We start from the raw sequence: 11,203 nt of genomic DNA, 5'->3' as shown, positions 1-11,203 counted from the left end.
GGCCACGGCCATCCATAGCGGCCGGCCAGTGCGAGGCGAGTCATCATGCGGATCGGATTGATTGCAGGGCCATGGCTTCCGGTTCCGCCGGAAGGGTACGGCGGTGTGGAGCTGATGGTCGACTCCCTCGCCCGGGGGCTCGCCGAAGCCGGCCACGAGGTGCTGCTGGCCGCACCGGCGGACAGCAGGTGTCCGGTCCCGCTGCTTCCGGACACAGAGGTTTCGGATCCCTCGACCCTGGGGATCACCGGCTCGGAACTGCCCCATGTCGCCCACGCCTATGCCGGGCTTGCCGGGGTCGACCTCATTCATGACCACACCCCGACCGGACCTTTATACCGGCACCGGCCTCCGCGCGTCGCGGTGGTGGCGACCATCCACAACCGGCTGACTCCGGCCAGCCGGGAGTTGTACCGGGCCGCAGCCCAGGACACCGCCCTCGTTGCGATCTCCCGCAGCCAGCTCAGCGGGTCGCCGGACATCCGGGTGGCCGCGGTCATCCACCATGGCATCGACGTTGCCAAGGTGCCGGTCGGCCGGGGCGAGGGTGGCTATGTCTGTTTCCTCGGACGGATGTGCGTCGAAAAGGGTGTTGTCGAAGCGATTCGAACCGCCCGGGCCGCAGGACTTCCCCTGAAGATCGCGGCGAAGATGCGCGAAGCCGTCGAGCTTCAGTACTTCCGCGATGCCGTTGAACCGATCCTGGGGCCGAATGAGGAGTTCCTGGGCGAAGTCGGCGACGGCGACAAATATGCACTTCTCGGGGATGCAATCGCACTGCTCAACCCGATCCAGTGGCCGGAACCCTTCGGGCTGGTGACGATCGAGGCCCTGGCCACCGGCACGCCGGTCGTCGCGACGCCGCTGGGAGCTGTACCGGAAATAGTTGAGCCCGGCGTGACGGGCTATCTCGCCGATACCCCGGATGCGCTCGCGCCGCTCCTGGCGCGCGCCGCGGGACTTGACCGGGCCGTCATCCGGGCCCGCGCCGAGGAGCGCTTCAGCGCCGGGCGGATGGTCGATGAGCATCTGGCCCTGTATCTGCAGACAGCGGCGGCGGGGTGAACCGGGGCCTATTGCCGCGCAATCTGGGGTGCGGGACCATGGACACGGGCGACGGCCCAACGGCTTGTCGGTAGCGGACTATCGATCGGGAGCGGACCATGAGTGGATGGAATGCGGATAATGCTGCGGGCTCACCTGGCCTCGGCGCCGTCACTCTTGTCGAGGGTTCATCATTCTGCATCTCGGCCCAGAGCGGGGACATCCTTCCGGGCCTTCCCCAGGGCGCGTTCTACCAGGACACCCGCATCCTCTCGCGATGGCAGCTGACCCTGGACGGCTCTCCGCTTGAACCCCTGACCGCGCGCACCCGGGAACCCTACCGGGCGGTCTTCGTCGGCAGGCCAAGCGGAATCGACGGCGCCGACAGCCCCATCGTGGTGGAACACGAGCGTGAGGTCGGCCCGGGGCTGCGCGATGACATCCGGCTCCGCAACTTCTCGCAGCGGCAGGTCAGCTGCCGGATCCAGATCCTGATCGACGCCGACCTCAGCGACCTGTTCGAGGTGAAGGGTGGGAGGATACCCGCCTCAAAGGAAGGCGTACGGCAGGTCCGCGGGGACGAACTCCGGATTGAAGCGGTGCGGAACGACTCCCAAAGGGGGGTCGCGGTCAGCGCACCCGGAGCACTCGTCACCGAGGGGTCGCTCCTCTTCCTGGCGGAACTCGAACCGCGGGGGTCGTGGTCGGCCCGGATTATCAGCACGCCCCTCGTCGAGGGGGCGGGCCCGGACGAGCCGTTTTCCCCGACCGCGGGGTCCGTGCACCATGTAGCGGCCCAACGGCATGCCGAGTGGGAGCGCGAGGTGCCCCGCCTTGCCATCAGCGAACGGAACCTTGAACGCGTCCTCACCCGCAGCCGGGAGGACCTCGGCGCGCTGAGGATCTTCGATCCCGACGAGCCCGGCCGTGCCGCCGTGGCGGCGGGCGCACCGTGGTTCATGGCGCTGTTCGGGCGGGACTCGCTCATCTCCTCCTACATGGCCCTGACGGTGGATCCCACCCTGGCCGCCGGCACCCTCCAGACGCTGGCGTCGATGCAGGGGGAGAAGGTTGACCGGGCAACGGAGGAGGAACCCGGGAGGATCCTGCACGAGGTCCGGCTGGGAACCGGCGGCGGGCTGGCACTGGGGCATAACCGTGCGTACTACGGCACCGCCGACGCCACTCCGCTGTTCGTTGCCCTCCTCGGAGAGTTGGGCCGGTGGGGACTGGCCAGCGACCTGCTCTCGGTTCTGCTGCCGCATGCCGACCGCGCGCTGGAATGGGTCGAGCGGTACGGCGACCGCGACGGCGACGGGTTCGTCGAGTACGGGCGGAGGAACAACCACGGACTGGTGAACCAGGGCTGGAAGGACTCCTGGGACGGCATCAACTTCGCCGGCGGTTCCCTGGCCGAGGCCCCGCTGGCGCTCTGTGAGGTGCAGGCCTATGTCTACAGCGCCTACCTCGGCCGGGCACTTCTGGCGCGGCAGCTTGGAGATGACACGGGCGCCGCGAAATGGGCGCACAAGGCGGCGTACCTCAAGGCGGAGTTCAACGACCGGTTCTGGCTGCCGGATCGGGGCTACTTCGCGGTGGCGCTGGACAAGGACAAGAGACCCGTGGACGCCTGCGCCTCCAACATGGGCCACTGCCTGTGGCTTGGCATCGTCGATGCCGACAAGGCGCCCCTTGTGGTCGAGCGGCTCATGTCCGAGGAGATGTTCACGGGATGGGGGATCCGCACCCTCGCCTCCGATATGGGCGCCTACAACCCGGTCAGCTATCACAACGGCTCCGTCTGGCCGCACGACACCACCCTGGTCGCCGCCGGCATCATGAGGTACGGCTTCGTCGAGGAAGCGGTGAGGGTCGCCCGGGGCCTGTTCGACGCCGCAGAATACTTCGACGGCCGGCTGCCCGAGCTTTTCTGCGGCTTCGCCCGCGACGAGTTCGCCGAGCCGGTTCCCTTCCCCACGTCGTGTTCCCCGCAGGCCTGGGCGTCGGCCTCCCCGGTCCACCTTCTGCGCACCCTCCTGCGCTTCGACCCGCTCCTGCCGCAGGGCGAGGTGTGCCTGGCACCGGTGCTGCCGGAGGACTTCGGAAGCGTCAGCGCCGGCAACGTGCGCCTCGGCGCCTCCCGCATCACCGTGCGCGGCGAGGCGGGCAGCGGGACGATCGAAGGACTTCCGGCGGGCGTGAAACACCGCCCCGCGCCCCGCGGTCCGCTGGAGGACCTCATCTAGGACGGCGTTTTACCGGCTGAGGACACCGCGCCGCCGCGGTCAAGGCCGCGCCGGGCAGGGGATAGAGTGAAAGCCATCCTGCGCCGGCGCGGCCTTTCCGCTGCTCCGGGGCACCCGCCGAACGAAGGAAACCCCGTGCGCTACGTTGTCGGATACACGGAAAACGACCGCGGCCAGGACGCCCTCGCGCTGGCGACCTCGCTGGCCTCCACCCAGGGGGCGCAGGTCGACCTGGTCACCGTGCTCAACCGGCCGCGCTCCGGCGGTGCCGCCCCCGGCACGGACCGCGCCGAGGCCGCCCTCGCCCAGGCCGCCGCCGGCACCCCGGACCACGTCACCGTACAGACCCATGTGAGGACGGCCGATTCGTTCGCCGAGGGCCTGCTCGAGGCCGCCCGCGAATTCGAGGCGGAGCTGATCGTGATCGGCGCCTCGAGCAACGGACTGCTGCGGCGCTTCACCGTGGGCAGCGTTGCCAACGCCGTCCTTCATTCCTCGCCGGTGCCGGTGGCGCTCGCGCCGCGCGGCTACCGCCACCGCGACACCATCACCCGCATGTCCTGCGCCGTTGGCACCCGCGCCGGGGCCGGGGCGGTGCTCGATGTCGCCGTCGAATCCGCGGCCCGGCACGGGGTGCCGCTGCGCCTGATCTCGCTGGTGGCCCTGGATGTCAGCGACCCGACGGACTCGGGGGAGGCCTTGAACCAGGCCCACCAGCACGCCAACACGGTGCTCATCAACGCCGTTGAGCAGCTTCCGCAGGGCCACGAGGCCACCATCGCCGTCGCCCACGGCAGGACCATTGAGCAGGCAATCGACGACGTCGAATGGGACGCCGGGGAACTGGTGATCGTCGGCTCGAGCCGCCTCGCCCAGCACAGTCAGCTCTTCCTGGGCTCAACGGCCAACAAGATGCTGCGCGCCCTGCCGGTGCCGATGGTCGTGGTGCCGCGCGACTGGAACCTCGCCGCGGCCTGACCTGCCAGCCGGCCCCCCCGGAAGCGCCTCCGGGAGGGGGCTGGCGCCCGGGAGGCAGCTGCCTGGGGAGGAGATAGTCCCTAGGAGGAGATTGGTGCGGTCTGCCCGGCCGGTGCGGTGCTGCCGGCCGGAAGGGCTCCGCCGGACCCCTTCCGCGGGCGGGCCGAGCGCACTGTGCGGAGCATGTCGATGGTCAGCAGCACCAGGCCCGACCAGACGAGTCCGAAGCCGACCCAGCGCTCGGGCGGCATCTCCTCCCCGAAGACGAAGAGGGCCAGCAGGAACTGCAGGATCGGGGCGAGGTACTGGAGCAGGCCGATGGTGCTCAGGGGCAGCCGGCGCGCGGCCGCTCCGAAGAAGATCAGGGGGACCGCGGTGATGATCCCGGAGGCCGCCATGATCCAGAAGTGCCCGGGGCCTTCGGTGGTGAGCGTGGCGGCGCCGGTCGCGCCCAGCCAGATCATCACCGCGGCGGCGACCGGGGTGAGCAGCGCCGTCTCGATGCTCAGGCTCGACACCGCGTCGACGCGGGAGCCCACGCGCTTCTTGACGAAGCCGTAGAAGCCGAAGGAAAAGGCGAGGATCAGGGCAATCCACGGCACGGAGCCGTACCCGACGGCGAGGACGATGACCGCGACGAAGCCCAGCCCGATGGCTGCCCACTGGAGGCGGCGCAGCTTCTCCCGCAGCACGATGACCCCGAGCAGCACCGAGACGATCGGGTTGATGAAGTAGCCGAGGGCCGCCTCGATCGCGTGCCCCGTGGTGACCCCGTAGGTGTAGGTCAGCCAGTTCACGGCGATGAGGGCACCGGCCACGGCGAGGGTTCCGACGATGCCCGGGCTGCGCACCGCCGCAAGCACGGTGTGCCAGGCCTTGGTGGCGGTCAGCAGCAGGACGCAGAAGATCAGCGACCACAGGACGCGGTTCGCGACGATCTCCACCGCGCCGGCCGGATGGAGGATGAGGAAGTAGAGCGGAAGCAGGCCCCAGAGGCCGTACGCGCCGATGCCGTAGAAGATGCCGAGTGAGTTCTCACTGCGGGCCGGTCGTTGAGTTTTTACCGCTGTCGCATCGCTCACACGGTGAGGAACCGCGGAGGGCCGGAATTTATTCCCCCGGGCCCAAAGTGAGATCCACGCCACTGGTTTAGCCCCCTGCGCCGCACTGATTTAGAATAGACAAATGTGCGCAAATTCGGCGCACCGACCGGTTACCTTGAGTGTTTCCACCATGGAAGAAGGCAAATCAGTGTCTACCTCAGCTGCGGGCCGTCCGCTGCGGGTCGCGATCATCGGAGCCGGCCCCGCCGGCGTGTATGCCGCGGACATCCTGACGAAATCCCACCAGGTCCAGGGAGGGGATTTCGAGGTCAGCATCGACCTCTTCGACCAGTACCCGGCCCCCTACGGCCTCATCCGGTACGGCGTGGCCCCCGACCACCCGCGCATCAAGGGCATCGTCAATGCCCTGCACAAGGTGCTCGACCGCGGCGACATCCGGTTCCTGGGCAACGTCAACTACGGCCGCGACCTCACGCTTTCTGACTTCCGCCGCTTCTACGACGCTGTCATCTTTGCCACCGGCGCGGTCAAGGACGCCGACCTCAACATCCCCGGCATCGACCTTGAGGGTTCCTTCGGCGGCGCTGACTTCGTCTCCTGGTACGACGGGCACCCCGATGTCAGCCGCGACTGGCCCCTCGAGGCCCGGGAGATCGCCGTCATCGGCAACGGCAATGTCGCCCTCGACGTCGCCCGCATGCTCTCCAAGCACGCCGACGACCTGCTGACCACCGAAATCCCCGACAACGTCTACGAGGGCCTTCGGCGTTCGCCCGTCACCGACGTCCACGTCTTCGGGCGGCGGGGCCCGGCGCAGGTCAAGTTCACCCCCCTCGAACTGCGGGAGCTGTCCCACTCGCGCGACGTCGACATCGTCCTCTACCCCGAGGATTTCGACTTCGACGAAGCCTCCGAGAAGCAGATCGCGACGAACAACCAGACCAAGACCATGGTCAAGACCCTCACGAACTGGCTGGTCGAGGACGAACCCACCGGCGCCTCCCGCCGGCTGCACCTGCACTTCCTTCACACCCCGGTGGAGATCTACGATTCGCCGGAAACCCCGGGCAGGGTGGCCGGCATCCGGTTCGAGCGCACCGAGCTGACCGGTGAGGGCACCGTCCGCGGCACCGGAACCTTCATCGACTACCCGGTGCAGGCCGTCTACCGGGCCGTGGGCTACTTCGGCTCGGAACTGCCCGAGGTCGGCTTCGACTCCAGGCGCGGTGTGATCCCCAATGAGGGTGGGCGCGTCATCGACCAGGAGGGCAACCCCGTCCCGGGCATCTACGCCACCGGGTGGATCAAGCGCGGACCAGTCGGGCTCATCGGCCACACCAAGGGCGACGCCCTGGAGACCATCGGCTTCCTGCTGGAGGACCGGCTCAACCTGCCGGCGGCCGAGGACCCCTCGGAGGACGCCATTATCAACCTGCTCGAATCCCGCGGCGTCCAGTACACCACCTGGGAAGGATGGCTGCGCCTGGACGCACACGAGCTGAAACTTGGAGCCAACTTCGTCAACGAGACGGGCAACGGCGACCTCGTCCGGGAACGGGTGAAACTCGTCCCCCGCGAGGACATGATCGCCATATCGCGCGGGGAGTGACCTCGGTTACACTGTGAGTTCCGCCCCCTGTGCGGCGGAATTCATGATGTGGAGTGCCGATGTCGCCGTTCCGACCGACCTCCTCGGGGGACCTTACATCCCGAGTGATTCAGCAGCGCGCTGTCGATGCGCACAGCGCGCTCGGCCGTGGTGAACCGCCCGAAGGCAGCCTTCGGCGGGTGGTCCACGACTCGTGGCTGCGCTCCCTGGGGCACCTGACCGGCCCGGAGCGGGCCGGGGCCCGGCTGTCCTACACTCCGGACGAGCTGGTGGCCTACCGTGAGAGCCACCCGCTGGCAGCCGTGATGCCGGTGATCGACCGGCTCCTCATCCAGCCCAGCCGGGACAGCGGCCTGCTGGTCGCCGTCGGCGATGAGCACGGCAGGCTCCTGTGGGTGCACGGCGACCGGGCCTCGCTGCGCAGGGCCGAGGGCATGATGTTCATAGAGGGGGCCGACTGGTCGGAGGCCACCGTCGGCACCAGCGCACCCGGAACCGCCCTGGCCCTTGACAGCAGCGTGCAGATCGCCGGCGCCGAACACTTTAGCCCACAGGCCCATCCGTGGAGCTGCACCGCGGTGCCGCTGCACGACCCCGATTCCGGCACCGTCCTCGGCGTCGTCGACATCACCGGTGCCTCCGACGCCGTCGCCGGGCACACCCTCTCCCTCGTTAAGGCAAGCGTGGCCGCCGCCGAGGCGCAGCTGACCATCCAGCGGCTGCGCAGCAGGCTCTCCCCGTCCCGCCGGCCCGCCGACCGGGGTGCCCCGCAGTCGCTGTACCGCAGCAGCCTGCAGATTCTCGGCACCGACTACGGACTGCTCCACGCCGAGGGCCGGGCGAGCGAACTGACGCTGCGCCACGCCGAACTCCTGGCCCTGCTCGCCATGCACCCGGAGGGCCTCAGTGCCGAACAGCTCGCCGTGATGGCCTACCCGGAGCACGCCTCGGTGACCACGGTCCGCGCGGAGATGCTGCGCCTGCGCAAGGCCCTCGGCCAGCACGGGGGCGCCCTGATGCCGGCGTCGCGGCCGTACCGGCTGCCGCAGGAACTCATCCTCGATGCGGTGCAGGTGCTGAACCATCTTCACCGGGGCTCCCACCGCCTGGCCCTGGGGATCTACAAGGGCCAGGTGCTTCCGCGCTCCCAGGCCCCGGCGATCACCCGCCTGCGCGGGGAGATCAGCTTCCTGCTGCGGGACGCGGTCCTCAACGACGGCGGGGCCGAGGCCCTGCTGCAGTACCTCCAGCTGCCCGAGGCCGAGTACGACGCCGACGCCTGGATGACGGCGCTGAAGGTGCTCCCGGCACGCTCCCCCCGCCGGTCGGCGGTCGTGGCCCACATCGAACGCCTCGAGCGGGAACTGGGCAGCGACTGGCACCGCTGACGGCCGGCGGCCCGTGCGTCGGCCGTATGGTGGCCCCTGCGGCGGGCGGTGCAACGTCGGTGCAACGTGCCGCGACCTAGGCTCGGGGCGTGGACGAAGGCGTCCACCGGAGTTTCCAACGCCCAAGGAGTTACACAATGACTGTTTACGCCCAGCCTGGCCAGGACGGATCCAAGGTCAGTTTCAAGCCCCGGTACGAAAACTGGATCGGCGGTGAATGGGCTGCCCCCATCAAGGGCCAGTACTTCGAGAACGTGTCCCCGGTCAACGGGAAGGTCTTCTGCGAGGTTGCCCGCAGCACGGCCGAGGACATCGACCTCGCCCTCGACGCGGCCCACAAGGCGGCACCGGCGTGGGGGAAGACCTCGGTCGCGGACCGGGCGCTGGTCCTGAACCGGATCGCCGACCGCATCGAGGAAAACCTCGAGATGCTGGCCGTCGCCGAGACCTGGGACAACGGCAAGCCCGTCCGCGAGACCCTCGCCGCCGACCTGCCGCTCGCGGCCGACCACTTCCGCTACTTCGCCAGCGCTGTGCGTGCCCAGGAGGGCGGGATCTCCCAGCTCGACGACGACACCACGGCCTACCACTTCCACGAGCCGCTCGGCGTCGTGGGCCAGATCATCCCCTGGAACTTCCCGATCCTCATGGCGGTCTGGAAGCTGGCCCCCGCGCTCGCCGCCGGCAACGCCGTCGTGATCAAGCCGGCCGAGCAGACCCCGGCGTCGATCCTCGTGCTCATGGAACTGCTGAGCGACATCCTGCCCCCGGGCGTGGTCAACGTCGTGAACGGCTTCGGCGTCGAGGCCGGCAAGCCGCTGGCCTCCTCCAAGCGCATCCGCAAGATCGCCTTCACCGGCGAGACCACCACGGGCCGGCTCATCAGCCAGTACGCGAGCCAGAACCTCATCCCGGTCACCCTCGAACTGGGCGGGAAGAGCCCCAACATCTTCTTCTCCGACATCGCCGAGAAGAACGACTCCTTCTACGACAAGGCGCTCGAAGGTTTCGCCCTGTTCGCGTTCAACCAGGGCGAGGTCTGCACCTGCCCCTCGCGGGCACTGATCCAAGGCTCGATCTACGACTCCTTCATGTCCGACGCGGTGGCCCGGGTGGAGAAGATGGTGCAGGGCAACCCGCTCGACACCGACACCCAGGTCGGCGCGCAGGCCTCGAACGACCAGCTGGAGAAGATCCTCTCCTACTTCGACATCGGGGCCCAGGAGGGCGCCAAGGTCCTGATCGGCGGCGAGCGACTGATGCTCGACGGGGACCTCGCGGAGGGCTTCTACGTCAAGCCCACCATTTTCGAGGGCACCAACTCAATGCGGGTGTTCCAGGAGGAGATCTTTGGCCCCGTGGTCTCGGTGACCCGGTTCAACGACTACGCCGAAGCCATGGAAATCGCCAATGACACCCTCTACGGGCTCGGCGCCGGCGTCTGGTCGCGCAACGGCAACGTGGCCTACCGCGCGGGCCGGGAGATTCAGGCGGGCCGGGTGTGGGTCAACAACTACCACGCCTACCCGGCCGGGGCGGCCTTCGGCGGCTACAAGTCCTCCGGGATCGGCCGCGAGAACCACGCCATGATGCTCGACCACTACCAGCAGACCAAGAACCTGCTGGTCAGCTACTCCGAGAACAAGCTCGGGTTCTTCTAGGAACGCGCCGTGACACTCGAAGCGTCGGTGGTGATCCCGGGAGAGGACTTCTCCCGGGTCGCCCTCACCCCTGAGGCCACCGAGCTGCTGCGCAAGCTCTGGGACCTTCACGGGCCGCTGATGTTCCACCAGTCCGGGGGCTGCTGCGACGGCTCCTCGCCGATGTGCTATCCGGAGGGGGAATTCCTGACGGCCGAGGCGGACATCCTGCTCGGCGTCCTCGACATCTCCGCCGGGGACGACGGCGGTGAGCCCTCCGGCGGTGCCTCCGGGAACGGCGGGAAGCCGATCGGTTTCTGGATGTCCCGGGAGCAGTTCGAGTACTGGAAGCACACCCACCTCACCGTGGATGTGGTGCCGGGGCGGGGGAGCGGCTTTTCGGTGGAGGCGCCCGAGGGCAAGCGGTTCCTCATTCGGTCGAGGCTGATGGCGTAGGGCACGGCCCCGGGGCGCAGGACAACCCGACGGGAGTCTCGGCTACGGCCGGGGCTCCCTTCGGTTGCCGGGAGAGCAGCGCGCGGCTGCCACCGGGCACCCATCGTCAGCCCGGCGGATCCTGTCCGACGAGCCCGTCCACCGACTCCCGGAGAAGGTCGGCGTGGCCGTTATGGCGGGCATACTCCTCGATCATGTTCAGGAAGATGTAGCGCAGGTTCGGAAGCTCGATGGTGGGATCGGAGGCGACGGTGCCCCGGCGGGCCGGGCCGCCCTCGGCCAGTGCCTCGGCGAACAGGGCGCGGGAGCGTGCCACGGCGTCGCGCCATCGTCCATACAGCTGTTCGGGGGACTCCCCGCCGGCCGTGCGCCAGTCCCAGTCGGAGTCGTTCTCCCAGTCGACGGCATTCCACGGCGGGAGCTGCGCGCGGCCCTGCAGCCACTCGGTGGACATGTCGTCCTCGAAGCGGGCCAGGTGCTTCAGCAGGCCGCCCAGCGTCATTGACGAGGGGCCGGCCGTCGCCCGCAGCCCGGCCGCATCCAGCCCGCCGGTCTTCCAGGCGAAGGTCGCCCGCTGCCTCTCCAGGAAGGCCAGCAGGGCCGCGGCTTCGTCACCGGCGATGGGCGGCCCGGGATCGGTCGAAGCGGTTGAAGCGGTCGAGTCGTTCATGGCGCGGCTCCATCGGTGGTTCTTCCGGCTTCTGATCCGTGGCTTCCAATCGTTGCCCGGATGGAGCAGGATTTCCATCATCCGGTGGACGACCGTCACGGTCGACGG

Annotated in this window: 9 protein-coding genes; 7 read left to right on the top strand and 2 right to left on the bottom strand. The window is 68.8% G+C overall.

The window, feature by feature from the left end; translation table 11 throughout:
• Positions 1-45 precede the first annotated feature (45 nt).
• From I6N91_RS03685 to I6N91_RS03675, 3 genes are all read left to right on the top strand, one after another.
• Entirely contained in the window at positions 46-1,065 is a 1,020-nt protein-coding gene (locus tag I6N91_RS03685) for a glycosyltransferase family 4 protein (RefSeq protein WP_198810777.1), read from the top strand.
• Between the two features lie 98 nt (positions 1,066-1,163).
• Positions 1,164-3,290 (top strand): amylo-alpha-1,6-glucosidase, encoded by a 2,127-nt coding sequence (locus I6N91_RS03680; RefSeq protein ID WP_198810775.1) that lies wholly within the window; start codon positions 1,164-1,166, stop codon positions 3,288-3,290.
• Positions 3,291-3,425: 135 nt separating this feature from the next.
• A complete protein-coding gene (locus I6N91_RS03675; RefSeq protein ID WP_198810773.1) occupies positions 3,426-4,268 on the top strand; it encodes a universal stress protein in 843 nt (280 codons plus the stop codon).
• Between the two features lie 80 nt (positions 4,269-4,348).
• On the opposite strand, the gene rarD is transcribed toward I6N91_RS03675, so the two are convergent.
• A complete protein-coding gene (gene rarD / locus I6N91_RS03670) occupies positions 4,349-5,350 on the bottom strand; it encodes an EamA family transporter RarD (protein WP_307843224.1) in 1,002 nt (333 codons plus the stop codon).
• Positions 5,351-5,519: 169 nt separating this feature from the next.
• On the opposite strand from rarD, the gene I6N91_RS03665 reads away from it, so the two are divergent.
• The 4 genes from I6N91_RS03665 to I6N91_RS03650 all read left to right on the top strand — a co-directional run bounded on the left by I6N91_RS03665 (position 5,520) and on the right by I6N91_RS03650 (position 10,425).
• Positions 5,520-6,941, top strand: coding sequence for an FAD-dependent oxidoreductase (locus tag I6N91_RS03665; protein ID WP_307843223.1), 1,422 nt, complete (start codon positions 5,520-5,522; stop codon positions 6,939-6,941).
• Between the two features lie 59 nt (positions 6,942-7,000).
• On the top strand, positions 7,001-8,329 hold the full coding sequence (locus I6N91_RS03660; protein ID WP_198810767.1) for a GAF domain-containing protein: 1,329 nt from the start codon (positions 7,001-7,003) through the stop codon (positions 8,327-8,329).
• 137 nt (positions 8,330-8,466) lie between these two features.
• A complete protein-coding gene (locus I6N91_RS03655; protein ID WP_198810760.1) occupies positions 8,467-9,990 on the top strand; it encodes an aldehyde dehydrogenase family protein in 1,524 nt (507 codons plus the stop codon).
• Between the two features lie 9 nt (positions 9,991-9,999).
• Entirely contained in the window at positions 10,000-10,425 is a 426-nt protein-coding gene (locus tag I6N91_RS03650) for a DUF779 domain-containing protein (protein WP_198810758.1), read from the top strand.
• A gap of 106 nt (positions 10,426-10,531) precedes the next feature.
• Here I6N91_RS03650 and I6N91_RS03645 read toward each other — a convergent pair whose 3' ends face one another.
• Positions 10,532-11,095, bottom strand: coding sequence for a DinB family protein (locus I6N91_RS03645; RefSeq protein WP_198810756.1), 564 nt, complete (start codon positions 11,093-11,095; stop codon positions 10,532-10,534).
• Positions 11,096-11,203: the final 108 nt, after the last annotated feature.

Source organism: Arthrobacter sp. MSA 4-2 (assembly GCF_016405885.1).
Classification (GTDB): domain Bacteria; phylum Actinomycetota; class Actinomycetes; order Actinomycetales; family Micrococcaceae; genus Arthrobacter_D.
Note: the sequence above shows the minus strand (reverse complement) of the source record. Positions and strands in the feature narration are given on the sequence as shown.

Excerpts from the sequence above, each read along its gene's own strand:
- I6N91_RS03655 (WP_198810760.1), top strand. The coding sequence starts at position 8,467 with ATGACTGTTTACGCCCAGCCTGGCCAGGACGGATCCAAGGTCAGTTTC.
- I6N91_RS03645 (WP_198810756.1), bottom strand. The coding sequence starts at position 11,095 with ATGAACGACTCGACCGCTTCAACCGCTTCGACCGATCCCGGGCCGCCC.
- I6N91_RS03660 (WP_198810767.1), top strand. The coding sequence starts at position 7,001 with ATGTCGCCGTTCCGACCGACCTCCTCGGGGGACCTTACATCCCGAGTG.
- I6N91_RS03680 (WP_198810775.1), top strand. The coding sequence starts at position 1,164 with ATGAGTGGATGGAATGCGGATAATGCTGCGGGCTCACCTGGCCTCGGC.
- I6N91_RS03685 (WP_198810777.1), top strand. The coding sequence starts at position 46 with ATGCGGATCGGATTGATTGCAGGGCCATGGCTTCCGGTTCCGCCGGAA.